The 18,528-nt window shown below is 51.0% G+C and carries 27 protein-coding genes; 2 read left to right on the top strand and 25 right to left on the bottom strand.

Annotated elements, in window-relative coordinates; genetic code table 11:
- Positions 1–32: 32 nt before the first annotated feature.
- The 3 genes from GQY55_RS25480 to GQY55_RS25470 are packed head-to-tail and all read right to left on the bottom strand — an operon-like array spanning position 33 to position 1,256.
- Positions 33–242: a hypothetical protein gene (locus GQY55_RS25480; protein WP_160044726.1), complete on the bottom strand. Its 210-nt coding sequence runs from the start codon at positions 240–242 to the stop codon at positions 33–35.
- Positions 242–460 (bottom strand): hypothetical protein, encoded by a 219-nt coding sequence (locus tag GQY55_RS25475; protein ID WP_160044725.1) that lies wholly within the window; start codon positions 458–460, stop codon positions 242–244. Before GQY55_RS25475 ends, GQY55_RS25480 begins: the two co-directional genes overlap by 1 nt.
- Complete coding sequence (locus GQY55_RS25470; RefSeq protein ID WP_160044724.1) at positions 453–1,256, bottom strand: ParM/StbA family protein; 804 nt, start codon at positions 1,254–1,256, stop codon at positions 453–455. Before GQY55_RS25470 ends, GQY55_RS25475 begins: the two co-directional genes overlap by 8 nt.
- A gap of 186 nt (positions 1,257–1,442) precedes the next feature.
- Between GQY55_RS25470 and GQY55_RS25465 the strand changes: the two genes are divergently transcribed.
- Positions 1,443–1,670, top strand: a complete 228-nt coding sequence (locus GQY55_RS25465) for an XRE family transcriptional regulator (protein ID WP_160044723.1) — start codon at positions 1,443–1,445, stop codon at positions 1,668–1,670.
- 36 nt (positions 1,671–1,706) lie between these two features.
- On the opposite strand, the gene GQY55_RS25460 is transcribed toward GQY55_RS25465, so the two are convergent.
- Positions 1,707–2,039, bottom strand: coding sequence for a YolD-like family protein (locus GQY55_RS25460; RefSeq protein ID WP_160044722.1), 333 nt, complete (start codon positions 2,037–2,039; stop codon positions 1,707–1,709).
- A gap of 324 nt (positions 2,040–2,363) precedes the next feature.
- Here GQY55_RS25460 and GQY55_RS25455 point away from each other — a divergent pair, with 324 nt between their 5' ends.
- Positions 2,364–3,203: a DUF3800 domain-containing protein gene (locus GQY55_RS25455; protein ID WP_160044721.1), complete on the top strand. Its 840-nt coding sequence runs from the start codon at positions 2,364–2,366 to the stop codon at positions 3,201–3,203.
- Between the two features lie 193 nt (positions 3,204–3,396).
- Here GQY55_RS25455 and GQY55_RS25450 read toward each other — a convergent pair whose 3' ends face one another.
- The 21 genes from GQY55_RS25450 to GQY55_RS25355 form a co-directional block, all read right to left on the bottom strand.
- Positions 3,397–4,326, bottom strand: a complete 930-nt coding sequence (locus GQY55_RS25450; protein WP_160044720.1) for a glycoside hydrolase family 25 protein — start codon at positions 4,324–4,326, stop codon at positions 3,397–3,399.
- Complete coding sequence (locus GQY55_RS25445) at positions 4,310–4,780, bottom strand: phage holin family protein (protein WP_160044719.1); 471 nt, start codon at positions 4,778–4,780, stop codon at positions 4,310–4,312. Before GQY55_RS25445 ends, GQY55_RS25450 begins: the two co-directional genes overlap by 17 nt.
- 78 nt (positions 4,781–4,858) lie before the next feature.
- Positions 4,859–4,999, bottom strand: coding sequence for a hypothetical protein (locus GQY55_RS31120; protein WP_201452233.1), 141 nt, complete (start codon positions 4,997–4,999; stop codon positions 4,859–4,861).
- A gap of 19 nt (positions 5,000–5,018) precedes the next feature.
- On the bottom strand, positions 5,019–5,402 hold the full coding sequence (locus GQY55_RS25440; protein WP_160044718.1) for a hypothetical protein: 384 nt from the start codon (positions 5,400–5,402) through the stop codon (positions 5,019–5,021).
- A gap of 10 nt (positions 5,403–5,412) precedes the next feature.
- Complete coding sequence (locus tag GQY55_RS25435) at positions 5,413–6,900, bottom strand: phage tail protein (protein WP_236575852.1); 1,488 nt, start codon at positions 6,898–6,900, stop codon at positions 5,413–5,415.
- Positions 6,901–7,458, bottom strand: a complete 558-nt coding sequence (locus tag GQY55_RS25430; RefSeq protein ID WP_160044716.1) for a phage tail protein I — start codon at positions 7,456–7,458, stop codon at positions 6,901–6,903.
- Positions 7,451–8,578 (bottom strand): baseplate assembly protein, encoded by a 1,128-nt coding sequence (locus GQY55_RS25425; RefSeq protein WP_236575851.1) that lies wholly within the window; start codon positions 8,576–8,578, stop codon positions 7,451–7,453. The genes GQY55_RS25430 and GQY55_RS25425 overlap by 8 nt, the downstream gene beginning before the upstream one ends.
- Complete coding sequence (locus GQY55_RS25420; protein ID WP_160044715.1) at positions 8,575–8,898, bottom strand: GPW/gp25 family protein; 324 nt, start codon at positions 8,896–8,898, stop codon at positions 8,575–8,577. Before GQY55_RS25420 ends, GQY55_RS25425 begins: the two co-directional genes overlap by 4 nt.
- Positions 8,895–9,299, bottom strand: coding sequence for a phage tail protein (locus GQY55_RS25415; protein WP_036713174.1), 405 nt, complete (start codon positions 9,297–9,299; stop codon positions 8,895–8,897). Before GQY55_RS25415 ends, GQY55_RS25420 begins: the two co-directional genes overlap by 4 nt.
- Before the next feature lie 16 nt (positions 9,300–9,315).
- Entirely contained in the window at positions 9,316–9,723 is a 408-nt protein-coding gene (locus GQY55_RS25410; protein ID WP_160044714.1) for a phage baseplate assembly protein V, read from the bottom strand.
- Complete coding sequence (locus GQY55_RS25405; protein ID WP_160044713.1) at positions 9,723–10,772, bottom strand: phage late control D family protein; 1,050 nt, start codon at positions 10,770–10,772, stop codon at positions 9,723–9,725. Before GQY55_RS25405 ends, GQY55_RS25410 begins: the two co-directional genes overlap by 1 nt.
- The gene (locus tag GQY55_RS25400) at positions 10,769–10,981 is read right to left on the bottom strand and encodes a tail protein X (protein WP_160044712.1); all 213 of its coding nucleotides are present in this window, start codon (positions 10,979–10,981) and stop codon (positions 10,769–10,771) included. The genes GQY55_RS25405 and GQY55_RS25400 overlap by 4 nt, the downstream gene beginning before the upstream one ends.
- Positions 10,978–13,890 carry a phage tail tape measure protein gene (locus GQY55_RS25395; protein WP_160044711.1) on the bottom strand — a complete coding sequence of 971 codons (2,913 nt, stop codon included), beginning with the start codon at positions 13,888–13,890 and terminating at the stop codon, positions 10,978–10,980. Before GQY55_RS25395 ends, GQY55_RS25400 begins: the two co-directional genes overlap by 4 nt.
- A 185-nt stretch (positions 13,891–14,075) precedes the next feature.
- The gene (locus GQY55_RS25390) at positions 14,076–14,417 is read right to left on the bottom strand and encodes a phage tail assembly protein (protein WP_160044710.1); all 342 of its coding nucleotides are present in this window, start codon (positions 14,415–14,417) and stop codon (positions 14,076–14,078) included.
- Between the two features lie 20 nt (positions 14,418–14,437).
- Entirely contained in the window at positions 14,438–14,965 is a 528-nt protein-coding gene (locus tag GQY55_RS25385) for a phage major tail tube protein (RefSeq protein ID WP_160044709.1), read from the bottom strand.
- A gap of 14 nt (positions 14,966–14,979) precedes the next feature.
- A complete protein-coding gene (locus GQY55_RS25380; protein ID WP_160044708.1) occupies positions 14,980–16,419 on the bottom strand; it encodes a phage tail sheath family protein in 1,440 nt (479 codons plus the stop codon).
- 3 nt (positions 16,420–16,422) lie between these two features.
- On the bottom strand, positions 16,423–16,731 hold the full coding sequence (locus tag GQY55_RS25375; protein WP_160044707.1) for a hypothetical protein: 309 nt from the start codon (positions 16,729–16,731) through the stop codon (positions 16,423–16,425).
- Positions 16,721–17,233, bottom strand: coding sequence for a hypothetical protein (locus GQY55_RS25370; RefSeq protein ID WP_160044706.1), 513 nt, complete (start codon positions 17,231–17,233; stop codon positions 16,721–16,723). The genes GQY55_RS25375 and GQY55_RS25370 overlap by 11 nt, the downstream gene beginning before the upstream one ends.
- Positions 17,230–17,796 carry a phage tail protein gene (locus GQY55_RS25365; protein ID WP_160044705.1) on the bottom strand — a complete coding sequence of 189 codons (567 nt, stop codon included), beginning with the start codon at positions 17,794–17,796 and terminating at the stop codon, positions 17,230–17,232. Before GQY55_RS25365 ends, GQY55_RS25370 begins: the two co-directional genes overlap by 4 nt.
- Positions 17,793–18,152 carry a hypothetical protein gene (locus GQY55_RS25360; protein ID WP_160044704.1) on the bottom strand — a complete coding sequence of 120 codons (360 nt, stop codon included), beginning with the start codon at positions 18,150–18,152 and terminating at the stop codon, positions 17,793–17,795. Before GQY55_RS25360 ends, GQY55_RS25365 begins: the two co-directional genes overlap by 4 nt.
- The gene (locus tag GQY55_RS25355) at positions 18,139–18,519 is read right to left on the bottom strand and encodes a hypothetical protein (protein WP_160044703.1); all 381 of its coding nucleotides are present in this window, start codon (positions 18,517–18,519) and stop codon (positions 18,139–18,141) included. Before GQY55_RS25355 ends, GQY55_RS25360 begins: the two co-directional genes overlap by 14 nt.
- Positions 18,520–18,528 lie beyond the last annotated feature (9 nt).

The raw sequence follows: 18,528 nt of genomic DNA, 5'->3' as shown, positions 1-18,528 counted from the left end.
TACATGATCATCTGCATATGCACCGGCATATGTCACCAGCTAACATGGACACCAAAGACAATCCCGAGCATTCGCAGCGCGATCCGCCACTGGTACAAGGCAATCCCGGCGCAAATTACATATGTCGCCATCCGGACCAGGACAACGCGCCCGCCGTGTCCGGCACGCTCGATCTTGCGCTCGATGACGTGGGATGCCACGCCGACGGCGGCCAGTTGCAAAAACGGAATCAAGCTAATCATCAAATAAACCCTCCTAACGTAAAGTCGTCCTCAGTGCTGACCTGCGCCGGCAGCACCGCCGCCCCCGCCATAAACATCATTCCATCCATATCCCGCTGGGCCAGCCGCTTAAGGTATCCGGAAGAATTGGTCTTACCCCGCACGTGGTTGTAAAGCCGCTCCTGATCCGGGTCCAAAACGTTAAACGTCACCTGTATACGCTCAATTTGTTTAGCCATAAACTCGCCTCGCAATCATCAAGAATGCCCGAACGTTTGCCGTCTGCGGATCGTCAATCAGCTGCGCATGCCGGAAGTATTCCAGCAGGTAGGGCAGCAACTCCGCCGCACCCCCGCCGACCAGGTAAACCATATCCTCCGCCGACCATTTCCGGGCGATTGCCTTGGACGCGATCTGCCGGGCGAATGCCGCCGGCTGCAGGTCGCGCTTGCTCTCCATCCCCTCGTTATAGGTCCAACTGCCGCGGTTGTTAAATCGGCGGCTTATGATCGTCGCATAGTTGACGCTGCCGCTGCCGATATCAATGACCCGGATCATGCCGGTGTTCGGTGCCACCAGCAGCCCGGCCGCCGCTCCCTCCGGGGAAACCTCGCATCGATTGATGGTGATAATCTTCCGCTGCCCGTTAACGGTCAGATCATGACGGCCGACATACATGCGCTTGATGGCCGTCTTTTCCGTATCCGTGTGCGTGTCGATCGGCTGGCCGACGACGATATCAAAATCGGTCCCCGCGCCGAACCGATGCAAAGCAATCAGGGTTCGGAGTTTAGCGTCGAAATGCGCCTTGGAGTCATCCTTCCGGCTCTCCGCATACTCGCTCTCTTCCAGCGCCAAAGTGCCCGCAAAGCCGCATTTCCCTTCGTATTCCCATTCGAAATCATATGGACCCGGATCGCGCTTGAGATTTCGTGCCAGATCGTTGACACCGATCGCCGATGGGAATACAAACGGCCGCTGCTGTATCCCCACAAATTTTGTTTTGCAGTTGCCCGGATCAATAGCCGCAATCATCCGTCCAAGCACCTCCTCTTGTTGTGTATGCAGATACATCACTGACGTCGGCCGGATCGCTGCGGTGGTGTATCTGGTTATATACCTATACCGACAGGCTTTTCCAATATTCGGAGTTTCATGAATAAATTTTTCATAGATTGTCCATCCTGATGAGAGATTGAAAGAAAGTCGGAGGTGGGCAGTATGTTTGGGCTTGGCAAAAAAAGGACGCCACTCGGAAGGTTCATCGATCAAAACCGGAATATTAGCCAGGAATGGCTTGTAAAAGAAACGGGATTAAATCGCGATAGCATTTCAGATTTGTGTGACGGCGGGAAAAACATCCGGCCCCGAGCGAAAACTGTCCAGAAAATTATCTCTGCGTTGCGCAAAGCCGGATATGATGTGAATGCTTCGGACTTTTGGGCATGAAAAAAGGACCTCCGAATTGATCGGAAGTCCTTTTGCTTATATCCTCGCTGCGATTATGTCGTCAAATTTGATCCAATCCCAATCGTCGTCATACCGCAGCTTGATCTCTTGGCGGAATACATTGATGACGGTCACAAAGCCGCTTGCCTGCTTATCCTCATATGGGTGATACAGGTCAAGCGTTACCCGGACGTGCTGATTAAAAGAGTCCTGCAGCACCTGGCCGATCTGCTGCCACTCTTGCTCGTCGATCACCGGCTTTGGGCGCGGGTCCTTGTGGATCATATATTGGTTGTACGCTTCACGGTGTTCCGGCAGCATCATCCGTGATGATTCAAACAGGCCATTACCCTCCAGTTTTGTCGCCATGCAACAAGCCTCCATTCAGAACGTTTGTTCCTATTATATACAAACACACGTTCGTTTATCAATTACAAAAAAAGGATCCAACAGCTTTTAGCCAATGGATCCTTTCCACCGATGCTTTCGGATTGCACAACGGTATTTCCGTATATGTTGGTTTTATTTTACAGCAACTCATCTGATCTGTAAATATAAGTTTATGCTTACCGCTTGTTGATATCCTGTTGATATCCTGTTGATAATTTGTGTATATTTTTTTGAAACCTATCCAATTAGAGACCAAATGTATGGTATAATTTGACGTGCATCTATTTAACGGAGGTCGTATTAATGCAATATATAATATATACCGATGAATCAGAAAAATACGGAAAATATTACGGCAATTTTTATGGCGGAGCTTTGATAAGATCAGCGGATTTTGACGCAATAAATAGTGCGTTGAATACTAAAAGAGAGGCACTTAACATACATGGCGAGATAAAGTGGCAAAAGGTGGGGGAGGCATACCTTGATAAATATACGCAAATGATGGAGTTGTTTTTTAATTACATTGCACAAGATAAAATTAAAATTCGTATCATGTTCACACAGAACATCCTTCAGCCTACTGGGTTAAGCAAGGAACAGAAAGAAAATCAATATTTTTTACTTTACTACCAATTCTTTAAGCACGTTTTTGGATTTCAATATTCGAACCCTTCTTCATTTAGGCCTATATCATTGTATATAATGATGGATCAATTACCAGATAAAAAAGAAAAAAATGAGAGGTTCAAGAAATTCATATATAATTTACAGGATACCGATGTATTTAGGAAAGCAAGATTACATTTTAATAGTATGAGTGATATTGGCGAGGCAACATCTCATGATCACATTATTTTACAGTGTCTTGACGTTGTATTAGGTTCAATCGAATTTAAATTAAATGGAAAGAACGAGGAGAAGCCGGAGGGAAAGCGAGTACGAGGTAAGAGAACAAGAGCCAAAGAAAAGTTATATAAATATATTAATAAACGGATTCGTGAAATTTATCCTGGTTTTAATGTTGGGGATTCAACTGGAATTTCTACTCATGCTGATCGTTGGAACCATCCATATAGACATTGGAAGTTTATCCCATCAAACAATCAAATTAATAAAAACTATGTACCAAAAAGAAAATGAGCCCCATCCAACCTACATTAGTAGCCCACGTATAACGTAAGCCTTCGGCTGAGATCAAGCTCATAATTATTATATATAATAAAAAATAATTTTACAACAGGCAAAGGCAACTTTTATAAGATATCAATTTTAGCGAAACAAATCAAGTAATAAATTTTTCACCCTGCCGACACAAAGCCGGCAGGGTCTTTGCTTATTTTTTCTCTATTTTTTTCTCTATTTCCGTCAGCTGCCGTTCAAGCTCGACGATCCGATCCGTATTACCACCGATTAGAGCCAAGAAGTTTCGACGCAGGCGGTTCACAACAATAGCCATTTCCTCCCGCGTTACAGGCGCGCCCGGGCGGCTACCGTCAAAATATCCGTTTGTTGTTGCTTCCTCCCAAGCCGCCGCTGCCCAAGAGCTTGCTTGGTTAATATCACGTTCAGACATCTTCTCCCCGTCCTTTCCGCTTTGTTTTGTGCCGTATCGGCGCCGCAGCTCGTCTACCGTCCCGTCAAACTCATTGAGATCAACCGGGCCGGAGATCCCCGGCACTTTGCGACCGCCGCCCGGAAGCACGCCGCCAAATGTGCCGTCGCTGTATTGCCAAAACTCCCAGCGCTTCCATCCGGAAGCATCGGCCGGAGCCACGGTATGATAGCGTGCAATCCATAGAGGATAATCCGTCAGGCCGCTGAAATGGCCGATAAACGATGGGTATGTGTAAAGCATCGGTTTTGTCCCTGTCAGCTTCTGAATCTCTGTCAAAAACGCCTTGGCAACCGCTGTGATCGTTGTAGCCGTAAGCTTGTTTTTATTGCTTTCATAATCCATAACAAAAGGCAAATCAAATACCTCCGGCCCGCCCGCTGCCTTGATGGCGTTATAAAAGACCTGAGCAGATGCCCGCGCCTTGTCCGGCGTTGTCACCGAGTCGTCCACATAATGGTAGGCCCCGATCAGCAGGCCCGCGGCCTTAGCGCCTTTGACGTTTTCCAAAAACCTTGCGTCCATCCTGTTTTGGGTCGCCTTAATAAATGCAAAAGAAATGCCGGCAGCTGCCACCGCCGACCAATTGATTACACCCTGATAATGCGAAACGTCGATTCCTTGGGCGTTTCCCTTAACCCTGTTTTGCACCGGTTTCACCTCCCTTTTCATTCAGTTGTTGCAGAAACTCTTTGATTTTAGAAGGCAATGGCACACCGATCGTACCAAGGTTTTCAACCACCGACAAACCTTCCCGGCCAGCGTAAAAGTAAATAGCCAAGGTTCTGAAAACCGGAGCGCCCTCCCCTACCCACCCATCGATCAGAACGGCCAAGCCGATAACAAATAGGACGGTGATTTTGCGGATGCCGCCCCAAAACATTGCCTCTGAATCAACACTTTTTGTCTTAATCGCCCCAAGTAATCCCGTTACATAGTCGGCTCCCATAAGAAAGATCAGAAATTGCAACGGTTTATCCCATCCACCGAGCCAGGTCGCTACAAGGAGCAACATCCCAATAATCCCACTACTGGCTACCTCTTTGCTGGATTCCCCAGCTGCAGCCGTTAATATCGTAGAGCCGAGCATTTTAATTTGATCCATTTTGTATCTCTCCTTGGATAAAAGTAATGCCCCCGGATCGCTCCGAGGGCAAAATAAAAACGCCTATGCGGCGCTAGTTTATACTGCTGTTCCGTTTACAACCTCCGTTACTACGTTTTTCAGGTTATAAAGCTGCGGCACTTGCTCGACCTTATAAGTCCCGGCCATAACCAAGCTTACCCAAACCTTAACCAGTCCGCTGTCCTTGGTAAATTGCATGATCGTTCACCTCCTTTCATCAGGCCGTAGGCGCTGCGGCCATAAGCATAGTTAGTTCGGCGACGGCTTGCCTAAGCTCCACTACTTCATCGCTGAGTGGTTTTTGAAACACTGGCTGCTCAGGCGTCGGATCGCTCGGGTCAGGGTAGGAAAATTCAAGTTTTTGGGTCTCTGGATTGACACGAAAACCATTACATGTTGCAAATTCCTCGGCGTATTGCCCAGGTTCCAGTTCTATGATGATTACCGAATCGGGATCTCGCCCAATCAGATTGTAAAATGCTTGAAAGTCCGACTCGATCGATGGTCGTTCGAAGTCATCTAACACCTTCAAATCTCCTGTGTTGGCCAATATAACACCAGTTGTTTTATCAGCGTATATTCGTCTACCGAATATTTTCATTTCTATCCTCCTAACGCCCATAAGCATAAACTATAATACCTTTTGTTGTATTATTACCATTGCTATAGTACAAATGGATGCCTGTCAATGTTGGATTGGTTAAGTTCCCGTTATATAACATACCTGTTGATAAAGAACCTTCGGGATGTCTTAAATAAAAAGATGAAATGCCTCCATCCCAATCTTCTGAATTCGCGATTAAAAGGACTACCGACCAATTAAAACCAATATTAATGTCAAAATCTACCTTACCGTAAGCCGGAATAGAAATATCTTGCTTATAAAATTTTTTCCCTTCTTGAAGAGTTCCTACAATTCCTAAGACATCTACACCTTCGCGTAGATTGCCCGGCGTCAGTCCAGGAACGGGAGCCGTCACCCACGTAGCCCCATTAAAGTATCCGTTAGGTGGTCGTATAAAGACGCGATCCCCAGGCCAAACGGTAGATTCAAGCCCCGGCATGTGGTTATTCTCAGCGCTCCGGTTTGGCATCCTACCAGGCGTCCCGGCCACGGTATTTCCGACTAGGAGTGCATCCGGATTAACCGGGACGCCCTTGATTGTAATTGCCCCATCGTAAATACCGGCTCCCTTAACGATATCGGAGGGGCCAGGCGTCACCGTTTGTGCTCCTGTTGCTTGCGTGACAAGCGAGCCGTTCTCCTTTACACCGTTTTTGTAGGCTGATTTCCCGGCGCGAATATCTCCAGCTGCAGCCGTCGCGTCAGCCGTGTAACCCGCAGGAATGGTCTTAACACCTGCGGCCAGCTCGTCAAAAGTCGGAATTCCGTCCCCATCAGCGTCCGCAACCGTACCTTTTACGCCAGTGATCGCGTCGCGGACCTTGCCTTTTCCGTCACTGGCTGATGTAAAAGCCGCATTGGCGCGGTCATATGCCGCTTTTACCGCCTTCGGCGTCGCGGCCATTGCCTCAGACGTGCTGTCTGTGGCGCTGGAAAGCTGAGTGATGCCTTTTTGCGTCGTGGTGGCATCGTTGATCTGTATTCCGGCAATAGCATCAGCCAAATCCTGCTGAGTGGCGTATACTAGGGATTCATCGATGTTGGCCGTGATGTTTGCCGCGGATCCAACAAAGACGTTCATATTCAACGCCTTTTCGATCACTCCGTCGCCTTGCGGCGCAATATAGTCGGCCGTCGCTCCGGAGTTGGCGTACATATAGAGTATCTCGCCGTCGTCCGGATCGGTGGCAAATATGCCGATCTCCCGCAAATAAAACCCGGTCGTAACGTCCTGGTTGGTCAATGTCGCCCCGATGAGCGCCCGTGTTGCCCCTGCCGGACGTTTGAGCCTAGTAATGTTCAGGTCCTTGATCGGGGCGATCAGCGCGGTCATACTCTCCAAAGATTGCCCGCTCAGCGTACCGCTCCCTACCGCCATTCTCGTATAAACGAGTTGGGCGCCAGCCTGCGCTTTTGCTTGCAGCTGACGTCCCTTATTAGTTAATGCATAGCTCCAAGAGCTCACAAAAATCACCTACCCTATTGTGATAAACTCGCCGATGTGCAACATACCGCCAAAGTACATGTCGCGAGCCTCGATGGTTTCCTCCAGGATTACAGCCTCAAGCCACGCTGAGAGACGCTTTACGGAGTCGATGGCCTGTACAAACTCTTGAGCCCTCTCATTTGTAGCCGACGGATCGCTTGTGCGTACCCGGAATCGCCCCGGCACGCCCCCGTATTCAAACCATTCCTCGACCTTGCCCTCACCAAAGAGGATCGTGATCAGGTCCTCAACAGCTGCGGGTGTCCCCTTCCGCCGGTGGAATTTAAAGGCGTTCTTTACCAGCTCACGCTTCTGCTCGAGCGGCAGAGCCGGATCATAGAAATCGACGTGAAATTGCCATGCCAGCTCGTCGGCCTCCTCGTCGCTCAACTCGTCAAGCCGGGAAAAGAGCGGCAGCTTGTAAATCTCGTCAACAGCCACCCGAATTTGTTCGTCCAGCGCTTGGGCGATGGCTATCACCCCCGGATCATACCGGATGCTCGTCGGCAGCAGATCGAGTAGAGACATGTTTTTGACATCAGTCATCGGCCAACCCTCCATATGTGACGTTCACGGCGCCCTCTTGGGCCACCTGCAGTTCGGTAACCGGGATGTTAGTCGGCGCTGCGACGTCTACCCGGAGCGCCCCGGCCGACATCACACGCCAAATAAGCTCCGATGGGTTAATATCCCGGCCGAGCTTGGACTTTTGCCAGAGCCTATATTCGTCCACAGCCTTGGTTACGGCCGCCTTGATCGCCGTTTCCGACGCCACATTTGCCGACGAAATGTAGTAGGTCAGGGTGATATCATACGGCACCACATCGGGCGCCTGAACGGTTACGTGGTCCGTGAGTGGCCGAATTGATCTATCATTTAAGGCGTCGCTGACCTGGTCGATGATGTCCTGCGTCGGGAGCTCGCCGCCCTGCAGCAACGGCACAATTAAAACCTCACGCTCTGCCGGGGATACAGCCGCCACGTCGATGATCGCCGGGCTAGCAGTCTTGGCCCAATATATATATCCTTCCCGCGGGCCTGCCGTGCTAAAACTCTCCGGCGCCAAACGTATGCGTGCTCGTAATGCGTCATCGGATTCAGTGTCCGCTCCCCCGGAGCTCTCCGTCACGTTAACGGCGCTTTGCACATACGGCAGAGGGTCCATGATGGTATTGATCTGCCCGGGGATAAACCCGTTTCCGGCCGCGCCTGTCACGTTGGCAGCGGCAGGGATGTCCTTGGTCGTGCTCCCAGCAGGAAAGACGGCAGCCTCCTTCGTCGCAAAGAACATAGTGCCGCCACTATTCTGCACGCCAACCCGGGTCCCTGCCGGGATGGTCTGCGGAGATGTCAGCGGCATCGAGAGCGTAAAACGAATGGTCGTATGCGCCGCCTCCGCTGGGAGACGGTAGACATTATAAAGAGCGCCCAGATGATCGAGCGCTCCCCCTCTTGCGTATTTCAGTAGGTCCCCTTTTTTGACTTGGTCGATCAGGACCCGAAGTTGAATGATTTCACGCACTAAAGCCAGCAAAAGAATCCGGTCCGGATCAGCCCGGTTCATCGTCCGGCCCGTCTTTGCTTCGACTGACGAGAGCGCCGCGTCAAGTATGCTCTGCACCTGCTGGTCCGTAAATTGGATATCCGGCAAATCGACATAGCTCATGATCCGCCCACCTCCTCCGTAAGCACAAATTTGATTGTGGGGATTAATTTTTCATCTTTCCAATCCAGCGAAATATCCGTTACCGTCGCTCGAGGCTCAAACTCCTCGATAGCCGACTGAATGGTTACCTGCAGCAGTGCGCCCGCAGCTGGCAGAGCCTGGTCAATAGCCACCGGATCAACCCCCAGTTCACGATCCAACGGGCAGGAGCCGATTATCGTCGTGCATATGAGGCGGATATTTTGCTTAACCGATTCGACGCCCGTCAGGCCCAATCTGACCTCCTGGGAATCCACGGTGACCGTGTACGTCGTCGTCATACGTATTCCTCCAACGTGAGAGAATAGGTTGCGCTGATCAAATTGCCGCGGTTATCGAGCCGCTCCCAGTTCTGGGTCAGGCTTATAATCTTGACTCGATCCACGCCCATTCCTTTACCGCCCACTGTAAATTTCATGACCTTACCCTCCCGGCTGTATTTGACCAGTTTATCCACCTCAGCCCGGGGATTCAGACCAAGACGTGCATCCACGCGGACTGTCAGGTCAAAGGTATCAAGCCCGGGGCCGAGGAACTGACTTCGCGGCTTCTTGTGGATAATATCGTTGTTGGCCCACCGATCATTCGAGGTGCGTGTAAGACTTTCAAACGTCCTGACCTTGTATGATGTCACGATAAATACGATGTCGCCCAGGACGCCTACTCCATCAGGTAACGCCATGTCCGCGCCCTCCTCCTCATATGATATTTGCGGCAGTTACCCGTCCGGTCACGGTCAAATCGCCGTCGATCTGCACGCCGCTGGCCGCCTTGACCATCAGCTTTTTCTGAGACCGGTCGTAATAGACGTAGCTGCCGTCCTCAAAATAAACGCCTTGCTGGTCGGCGGTCCCCGGGACGGCGTCGGGAATGACGCCCAGACAAACCCCGTTGCTCTTGCCGTTTCCGAGCATCAGGCATAAAACGGTGTCGCCTTCCTTTGGCATCCCGTTTCCCGTCCCGAATCCGCCAGCAAATAGCACAGGAATGTCCCGGCTAACCTTGTCCTGCCGATCCGGAAAGGTCGCGGTAATCGTCCCGGTTTCAAAATCAACGGTTGAGCATTCCCCTATCTTGACCAGCTCTGCAAGTAAATTAGCTGCCATTACCATCCCAGCACCTTTCTAATTTGAACTTCTGTCGTGTACGCCCCGGTAGCGTCGATGCTATGGGTCGCATTTTCGATGATGTATTTACCGTCAAAATAGCCCCATCCCTTGATGGTGATCGTCTGACCTGCTGCGATGCTCGTATTGCCTTCGAGTGTGATTTTAGCCAGTCCAGCCTTTTTGTTCTGCTCCCGCAGCCGGTTCTTGGCAAGCCGGTTCGCCTCGGCGACGGTGTCGACCTGCTCATTTATTCGAAGCACAGGCAGGCCGCTCGCCTTCGGCAGCTTGTACGACCCTTTGATCGTCTTAGATTTGGACGTCTTCGTCTTGGGCGCCGTGTAAACGACCTCGCACGAGCCATACGCAGCACTCTCACTGTTCATTTCGAACGAGTAGTTCAGCACGTTTGATTTCCCAAGCTCAATGATCATGACCGGCTTCTTTTTCTCAAACTCTTCCTCGTCAAACATGACCAACTTCGATCCGCTCACCTTGAGCGTGATACCCTCCCGCTGGGCGATGTCGAGCAAAAACTCGAAATCCGTCTGCTCCGTTTGGTCCAGCCGTTCATAGGTCGGATTCGAAGACGATTCATAAACAAGATTTAGCTTCGCCCGCCGGGCGATCTCCCCGGCCACCGTTTTAAGCTTGATCTTCTCCCAGGACTTCGAGCGCTTTTCCTGCTTGGCGGAATTACCCTCCACTGGCAACGCACTGGCCTCCATGGTCACTACGTCTGGCTTGCCGGCATACGTAAAGGACTTGAGGTAAAACTTGCCACAAGGCAGCTTCTTCTTCTCGCCTGGCTTATCCCAGTGCCATGTCACAATACCCGCCTTGATCTCATCGCCGATGACCGGTACCCAGCCCCTCATCCATCGGCCCTCCCTGTCGTCAAGCTGGATGGTGATGTCATCGGCCTGGCCGGAATATCCGTCATTGTACGTAAAGCTCATAAGATACGGTTCGAGATCAGCGTCCACCTTAACCCCGTTAAAAAAAAGAGAGAGGAAGGCGTAACGCCCGTTTTGCACAAGGCTGGTCATACGTCTTCCTCCCGTCTCCATGGAGGAAAGATATCAGCGGTTTGGATGGCGATCTCCGGGACGTTCAAAATGACGCCTGTTGGAAAAATCACGGTCTCAGCATGATCGGGATTCGCCTGCATGAGGGGTGTCATAAACTCCTCGGTTCCCGCTATGCTATAGGCTATCCCATCCCAGGTATCCCCTTGGATTGTTCTATAAGTTTTCACACTAGGCTCCTCCTTTGCTGCTGCCGCTGCCAGGCCGCCATGTTTTGTTCCCATCTTTTCTGATCGTCATTCAATACTGATCGGACTACCTTTTCATCTGCGTTTCCTTGGATGATAATCTGCGGGTTATAGACGGGAGCGAAGCTTCCACCGGGGCTCAAACCCAGTGCCTCTCCAGCAGCCGCGTACAGCCCGCGAGAACGGGGCGAATTATTTACCGGGATCACGAATTCTTCGTCCCCGGCCTCCCCGATCATTGCCAGCGTCGGGCTCGTGACACGTCCCCCTTCCGCGAATGCGGAAATCTGCGCCCCCGGAACCTTTATGCCTACGTTTGCCTTACCTGTCAGGGACTTCTGCGCGGCTTGTACCGCGTCAAATCCGGCCTGTCTCCATATGACGTTAAGGTCGATCTTTTTCGAAAGGGGCAAGTCGTCCATCTCGTTGTTGAGTTTCTGAATCTCTGCTATTGCCTGGTCAAAGCGTTGCTTTTCGTCCGCGGTCAGCTTCGAATATTGTGCCGCTTGGTTCTGGATCGTCTGGCCGCCAAGGTCCTGCATTTCGATCAGTTTTACCTGGGCATTATAAAGATCCTGATATGTTTTCTCAGCTTCGAGTATGTCAGCCTGAGCACTGTTGTACCGACCATTTATTTTTTCATACTCTTTACTAAAGTTTTGCATATCAACAATCAGATTCGCCCAGTTCATGCGGTAATCATTACCGGTTTGTTCACGAATTTCATCAGCCAATTTGTTCAATTGCTGGACCTGTTCCGGGCTGTTCATTTGGGTCGAGCTGATAATTTCGCGCTGACGTTTCACATAATCATTGTATTTCTGGTAATTATTCAGCGCCTCCAGGTATTTCTTGTTGTACTCGTCGACGCTTTCCTGAAGCTCTTTGTACTCGCTCACCAGACTCGGAAGCTGAGACTCTTTGTTCAGGATGTCTGCTTCTATATCCCGCTGCATCATTTCCCGCTTGGTTTGATTAAGCTTATCCAGAGCGTTAAGTTGATCACGAAATGTTGAATTTTTCGCATCTTCTGCATGCAGGATTTCAGGATTAAGCTCGATCAATTCTTTTTCGACTGCGGCCAGCTTCCGACGAGCCTCGGTCAATTCATTTGCAGGCGTTTTTATGTCCTTAATTTTCGCCGTCAATCGATCATATTCCCTGATCAGGTTCTGCGTCCGCTTGGTTGTATGGTCTATCGAAGAATAGTCATCGAATGACTTCTGCAGGGTATCACCCATATGGATAAGCGCCTGCCGTGCCTCTTCCTGGTGCTTCTTGTATGCAATGACCCCGGTCGTGATCAATCCGAGAGCGCCGACGGCGATCCCCACAGGATTCGTCAAAAACGTGAGCGCCCGACCGAATTTACTGACCCCATTGGTCGTGTCAAAGAACGATTTCCCGACCTTTGCAAAGTCCTTGGACATGGATACCGCATTTTTTGTGAGCATCGCAGCCGGAACGCCGAGAGCCAGCGTCTTGACCAGATCCTTATTATCGGACGCCCAATGGCTCAAATCCTGCAACATGGGCATTAAATCTTCGCCGATCGGGATGACGACGTTTGTCATCAGCTCCCGGCCGACCTTTTGGATATCCTTGGTGAGGCTGCTGTATTTGACCCCCTCAATTTGCTGCATGGTGTCGAGCGTTTTGTCGTATTCCCCGTTGACGTCCTTAAGAGCATCGACCGCAGCGCCTTTCAGGTCCTCATACTGCGTGCCGAACAAATCTACGGATAGCTTGTTTCGATAATTTATATCATCAATCTTATCCAGCTTCCCTATGATCTCGTTCAGAGCATCTTTCGCCTGCATCGATCCGTTGGCAAGCCCTTCGAAAATCCTTCCGCTATCACTCATTGTCTCCATGATAGCTTCGGCTGCTTTCTGAGACTTTTTGGCTGTACCATTCAGGTCCTTGATCATTTCCTTGGCCGTATCTTTGCCGACACGCTTTGCGAGTACCTGGAATTCCTTGACCTTGGCTCCGCCTTTTTTGAGCGCATCAATAAAATTCTCGATCCCTTCCGGAGCAAACAAGGCGGCCATGGTGTCATTTATATTGTCGTCGCCGCTCCGGATCCGGATGTTGAACTCTTTGAGGAGGTCCCCCATTTTGTCCAAATTCCAGGTCCCGCTCTTGCTTCCGGATTCGAGGATGCTAAACATCTGCTCGGCGTTGTATCCGGCATCTTTGAAATGGACGGAATATTCGTTGATCGTATCGAGAAAATCGTCATAACGATTCAGACCGCGCTGCGTACCCTGTGCGATCAGGTTAAATGCCTGGTCGGCGGTAAGGCCCATGTTTCGCATCAGGGCGTCCACAGTCCGGACAGATTCGTTTATGTCGTAACCGAAAGTATCCCGCAGGATAATCGCTTTTTTGGTGGCTTCCTCAAGAGCATCGCCGGTCAGTCCGGTCACCTGTTTGACATTTACCAATGAGTCAGCAATGTCGCGGAAACCTTCGCCGTAATTGCCGTTATATATTTCCTGTATGATGTCCTTGAACTGCGCCATTTCCTGCGCGGTAGCCCCGGTCGCCGCGCCCATTTGGTGTACAGAATCATCCAGGGCGCCGACCTCACTGATCATGTTCGAAAACATGTCCCCCACCGTCGAAATGATGGTATGGGCCCCGGTAAATTGGAGCGTGCGATCGAAGACCTCCCGGAACTCCTGCGCCTGCTCGCGCAGTTCCCTGAATGCTCCAGACGCTTCCTCTGCGTCAGCCGTTACTTTATCCAACCCCCGCGTGCGCCGGAGGCTGTTAAAATCCGTCTTGAGCTCCGTTACCTCATGGGAGAGCGTGTCGAACGTCCTTAAGAGTCGGTGGTCTATATCGCCATTAAGCTCGAACGACATTTCATATTTTTTTGCCATGGCCTAGCCCCCTTCCCTCGCGTCAGCTTTCTCTTTGCGCCTTTTTACGAATTCGGCAAAGCCTTGTCGAGCCTTCAACCACATTCGTATTTCCCGGATTGATCGGGACATGTATTCGACCGGGGAACCCCCGGCCTCAGAGATGATAAAGCAAATTTCCATGAGCTTTACAGGGGGGGCTTCGCTCAACCCCAACCCTTCAAAAAATTTCGCGCCGCGTCCACCACTTTGTTAAAGTCCTTAGCCGGCAGCTTTTTCAAGAAATTAAAATGGACACCAAGCACCTTGGCGGCAAGCACGGCCAGGTACGCCGGATGTTCGCTTTTAAATGCCGGCAAGAAGTTTCTCTGCCCGTTCATTTCCAAGAAATCCGATTCGAGAGAAATGATGTCATCCCCCGACAGCTTTTCGAAATCCAGATGAAGCTCCGTATATTCAGTGTCCTCCCAAATAAAAGGCCGGGACAGTTTGATTACCGTCCCGGCTCCTTGTTCGACCTGCAGATCCTCTTTTTTAGCTTCATTCATAACCTTCGCTCTCCTCTCTCTTAAGCCAATCCAAGGGCTTTACGGACGTCCGCTTGATCGTCCTGACCGTTTACTCGACTTACAAAATTGAATTTGTCAATTTCAAAAACAGCCTGCCCATCGATGAAAATTTTCATATAAATGACCTCGATAGTGGTTGTCGTGTCCGTCGCAGCATTCACAGAAAGGGTCCCCAGATCGACACCCTTTCCGACTCCGCGAACCACGATCTTGATGGAGCGCGTGACAAACTCGGTTTTCGATTTGTCGAATTCTTTAAACGCTCCACGAATTTCAAGGCCCTTCATTTTCGAACCAACCAGGTTAAATGCATCCCTGTTGATAGTACGCCATGCAATTCCCAGTTCCATGGAACCGTAGTGGCCTGGAGAAGGAAGATCAACCTCACCCAGGATGCCCGCTCCCGAGATCGTATCGGACATTGGCGTAAGGGACGGAAGCGTGATATCTCCCGTCGCAAAATCCGTGTTACTGCCTTCCAAAAACAGGGCCATGCCCTCAAGCTTAACCGGAATATTTCCAGCCATATTGATAAACCTCCTTAAGCCGCCGTCAAAGCAGCCAGATAAGATGCGTCATACGTAACGATAAATTCGATTTCCTGCGCCATGGACGGCGGCGTGACGAAGACCCGGTACACCATTTTCCCGTTGCCAATCTGCTCTGCTGGGTTGTCCGAAGCCAGAAATTCCACCCGCCCGCCGAGCAAGTAGCCTGCGCCTACCAGACCATTAAGCCAGACGTTGGCGCCGTCAGCTACCGACTGGATAAGCCGGATATTAAGCGGATCATCGACCTGCTGCCAGTGGCGAAGAACAAGGTTATTTTTGATGTAACTGAACATCCGGCGGACCGGGATAAATGCCCGCTGCGCATCCGTGAATTCCGGATATGCGCCTGTCCGGTTGCCCCATGCGTGGAAACCATCTTGCCAGCGGATCGCCGTCACGATGCCGTTAGAATTCAAGATGTTCGCCTGATCATATGGGATTCTGACCGGCGTTCCGTCCGCATAGACCAGGCCGTCAACCGTAATCGGCTGATTGGACGGAGTCTGTACGGGCACGCCGTTGTTTGATTGGTCGGTGGCCACCATGGTCGCAGCGACCAACGTCGACATATGGTAAACACGGCCCTTGTACGTCGCCATTGGGTACGTATTCGTCTGCAGATAATCGGTGTATCCGTTATCCTTCTTCCATTGGGGAACATCCATATATTTCACACTGGCGTCGAGATCCGTTACCGCATGAGCTTCGAACAGGCCGTTGATATTTTTGCTCTTTGCATCCATAACGGCGCCAACCACCGGATCGTGCGACCAACCTGGCGCCAAGATCAGATTTGGAACAAAAGCTGTTTCCAGGAAAACGTCCTCGATCAGTTCCAATCCAGTACGCTCCCCCGTCTGCGCGTCGGTGCCGCCGATGATACGCGATGCATTAACGGCGGACGGTTTCAGGGCTTTGTAACCCACCTGCAATGAGGTTGTACCCGCCGGGATGCTACCACCGCTGACAATAGCAATAACAATCTTGCCGGACTCGTTAAATGTGAGGGTGTAATCATTGCCAACCTGGTAATTGGTCGTTCCATCCCCGACCGTGACCGTGTCTTTCAGGACACCATCCTTGTCGATCGTATGGATACCATCAACAAAGGTGGCGGCGGCCGGAGCAGTTGTTTCCGTATCGGTAACACCGAGGACGTTCACAAACACCACTGGAGATTGCTCGTTAACAACGAAATGAGCATGTGCTGCTTCGCAGAGTGTGAACGATTTCCAGTCCCACGAAAACCCAAGCTTTGTCTTGAAATCCTCGAAACTTGTCGCCAGAATCACCTTGTTAACCGCGCCCGCCGGATCGGCCACCTGGTTGATCGGAGCTGTGCCGATATAAAAAGGCAGCGTGTTGGTTTGCACCACCGCTGCCTTGGGGCTGAATGTTTCTGTGGCTTTTACGCCGTGAAATTCCGCCATGTATTATTGCACTCCTTTCAGCGACAGGGCGGCCGTGTTCAGGGCCGTGCCCGTCTGCTGGATTTGTTTTTGAGCTTCCCGCAGATTTTCCACCGGCACGAATAGCGCCTTGATTTGCGGGTATTTCTCATAAAGCGGCTGTAAAAATGCCGGATACCCGCCGATAAACGTCTGATTTGTTCGGAGTCCGATGCCGTCTTGGTGGATCGTCTGGCCGATGTAAATCAGTTGCTCAACCGGGGCTGGTGCCGCTTGTTTTTCTTGCTTGGCAGGCTGTTCCTGCTCGTTTGCTTGTTCTCTTTTAGAAGCCATTCTTCCATACCTCCTGTTCGATTGATGGAACTTCCCATGTAGTGGACACGTAGCCAATCCAATATGGATCGGGCTGTTCTTCGTAAAACCCCATCGTTAGGGGACGGGTTAAACGAAAAGACCATCCTTCGTAAGTTTCTCGTAATAAGGAGGCCCGGACGTATTCCATGAGATGCAGCACGTCCATGTATCCATCAGGCCCCGATCCTTCGCATCCAAATGATAGGTCGATATTCGCCGTCCGATACCCGTCCTCCGTGTCCTCTGCGCTGTTAAAAATAATAATGATATACGGCCACCGCTCGTCCCTCTCGTCCGGAAGGGTTGTTTGTACCGGGAGAATGTCCGTTTCCTGCTGATCTGGGTCGTAATCCGGTGTTGCCCGCGCCGGGAGATCGACCAAATAAATGTTTGGCCGGAGCCGCAGCGGACCAAAAAACATTTCCTTGGTGATCTCCTGCAAATACCCTTGCAGCTTTTGCATCATCATGATAGGCGTCACGCTTTCAGCCTCCCTAACGTTCGATCAAGTTCATGCGGCAGCCGCTTCATCATTTCATCGGCATATACCTGCTGGACGTGCTCGCGCACCTCTTCGCTTCCGACCATAGACGGCACCGCTGGCCCTCGAAGCTCCCTGATCGGCAATCGCTTCTTACCCACGCGCTCGAATACGCCAGTATGGCTGCCAGTAGTCGTCACAAACGCTCCGGGAATCGGCTTTTTTGCTCCGCCGCGGAATACGGCTGCCTTCACTGCCTTCGGCGGCCGCTTCAAACGGCGCTTAGGTGCAACCGAAAAGCGGATCAGAGGAATGGAATAGCCCTGGGAGGTCAAAGTAGCCTGCAGGTTTTTCCCCGCTGCCTTTCGCACCCTAATGGTCTCGACAACGTCTCCCTGTTTCACCACATAACGCTCACGCGTCTTCCGTCCAGCTTCCGTCTTTGCCCGCTGCGTGGCGCGGTTTAAGCTGGACAAGAACGCCCGATAGAGCGCCTTGTCCGTCTGCTTAAGTGCCCGGTTAACCTGCTGGAAATTGTCCTTTATCTGGAAGAAATCACTCATGGCCGCACACCATTCGCCTGCAGGACGATCTTCAAAACGCCAGTGTCATTCGATACACCTTTGACGGTATACCGTAAGAAATCCAAATAAAAATTCTGGTCAACCCTGGGGGTATAGGCCAGAATTTTAGGATCGATATGAACGATTGCGTTATGCGCGGAGACGCCGTCTGCGCTCTGAATTGGCCTGCCGTCCAAAGTGAATTTCTCCACGATCATGGGCAGTTTACGGTCCAGCTGACCAGCCTTCCGGGTTTCATCAGTGAAGGTTGTAACGGTATGGACTTCGGCGAATTCATCGATGTTCATAAATACCGACTGAACATCGTGAACAAGCTGCTCCTTAAAGCTGCGCATCCGAACCACCATCCGTTACTTGGCTGGTGTACCATTCATCATACTGAGCGACCCGATCTTCTTCCTTGCCTGCTGGATCGATCTCGAGAGATTTGAGATGGACTTTTTGCTCATCAGCTTTCAGTTCGGCAAATTGCTCCACCGTAAGGACCAACCCTTTCAGCGGGAGGTTAAGGGCATCGTTATCCGTCTCCGTCGATGTGCCGGCAGGCTCCTGTTTCGGCTCGGCGAGCGACGGCGCCGCTTCGCAGACGCCGAGAGTAATCAAACGTTGCTCTTCTTTTTCATCAAGATCAGTGATAATTTCTCCTACTTGATATTCGCGACCATCAGCTTGCACCTTGTTTTTCTTCACCTTTACGCTCATGATGGCCCT

The organism is Paenibacillus sp. USDA918EY, assembly GCF_009870825.1.
Classification (GTDB): domain Bacteria; phylum Bacillota; class Bacilli; order Paenibacillales; family Paenibacillaceae; genus Paenibacillus_AQ; species Paenibacillus_AQ albilobatus.
This window is presented reverse-complemented; position numbering and strand designations above follow the sequence as displayed.

Coding starts and splice junctions, on each gene's coding strand:
- GQY55_RS25380 (WP_160044708.1), bottom strand. CDS start 16,419: ATGGCGGAATTTCACGGCGTAAAAGCCACAGAAACATTCAGCCCCAAG.
- GQY55_RS25430 (WP_160044716.1), bottom strand. CDS start 7,458: ATGACTGATGTCAAAAACATGTCTCTACTCGATCTGCTGCCGACGAGC.
- GQY55_RS25385 (WP_160044709.1), bottom strand. CDS start 14,965: ATGGCTGGAAATATTCCGGTTAAGCTTGAGGGCATGGCCCTGTTTTTG.
- GQY55_RS25375 (WP_160044707.1), bottom strand. CDS start 16,731: ATGGCTTCTAAAAGAGAACAAGCAAACGAGCAGGAACAGCCTGCCAAG.
- GQY55_RS25395 (WP_160044711.1), bottom strand. CDS start 13,890: ATGGCAAAAAAATATGAAATGTCGTTCGAGCTTAATGGCGATATAGAC.
- GQY55_RS25455 (WP_160044721.1), top strand. CDS start 2,364: ATGCAATATATAATATATACCGATGAATCAGAAAAATACGGAAAATAT.
- GQY55_RS25475 (WP_160044725.1), bottom strand. CDS start 460: ATGGCTAAACAAATTGAGCGTATACAGGTGACGTTTAACGTTTTGGAC.
- GQY55_RS25425 (WP_236575851.1), bottom strand. CDS start 8,578: ATGAGCTATGTCGATTTGCCGGATATCCAATTTACGGACCAGCAGGTG.
- GQY55_RS25460 (WP_160044722.1), bottom strand. CDS start 2,039: ATGGCGACAAAACTGGAGGGTAATGGCCTGTTTGAATCATCACGGATG.
- GQY55_RS25405 (WP_160044713.1), bottom strand. CDS start 10,772: ATGACCAGCCTTGTGCAAAACGGGCGTTACGCCTTCCTCTCTCTTTTT.
- GQY55_RS25445 (WP_160044719.1), bottom strand. CDS start 4,780: ATGGATCAAATTAAAATGCTCGGCTCTACGATATTAACGGCTGCAGCT.
- GQY55_RS31120 (WP_201452233.1), bottom strand. CDS start 4,999: ATGCAATTTACCAAGGACAGCGGACTGGTTAAGGTTTGGGTAAGCTTG.
- GQY55_RS25365 (WP_160044705.1), bottom strand. CDS start 17,796: ATGAGTGATTTCTTCCAGATAAAGGACAATTTCCAGCAGGTTAACCGG.
- GQY55_RS25480 (WP_160044726.1), bottom strand. CDS start 242: ATGATTAGCTTGATTCCGTTTTTGCAACTGGCCGCCGTCGGCGTGGCA.
- GQY55_RS25390 (WP_160044710.1), bottom strand. CDS start 14,417: ATGAATGAAGCTAAAAAAGAGGATCTGCAGGTCGAACAAGGAGCCGGG.
- GQY55_RS25440 (WP_160044718.1), bottom strand. CDS start 5,402: ATGAAAATATTCGGTAGACGAATATACGCTGATAAAACAACTGGTGTT.
- GQY55_RS25470 (WP_160044724.1), bottom strand. CDS start 1,256: ATGATTGCGGCTATTGATCCGGGCAACTGCAAAACAAAATTTGTGGGG.
- GQY55_RS25465 (WP_160044723.1), top strand. CDS start 1,443: ATGTTTGGGCTTGGCAAAAAAAGGACGCCACTCGGAAGGTTCATCGAT.
- GQY55_RS25420 (WP_160044715.1), bottom strand. CDS start 8,898: ATGACGACGACGTACACGGTCACCGTGGATTCCCAGGAGGTCAGATTG.
- GQY55_RS25415 (WP_036713174.1), bottom strand. CDS start 9,299: ATGGCGTTACCTGATGGAGTAGGCGTCCTGGGCGACATCGTATTTATC.
- GQY55_RS25355 (WP_160044703.1), bottom strand. CDS start 18,519: ATGAGCGTAAAGGTGAAGAAAAACAAGGTGCAAGCTGATGGTCGCGAA.
- GQY55_RS25360 (WP_160044704.1), bottom strand. CDS start 18,152: ATGCGCAGCTTTAAGGAGCAGCTTGTTCACGATGTTCAGTCGGTATTT.
- GQY55_RS25410 (WP_160044714.1), bottom strand. CDS start 9,723: ATGGCAGCTAATTTACTTGCAGAGCTGGTCAAGATAGGGGAATGCTCA.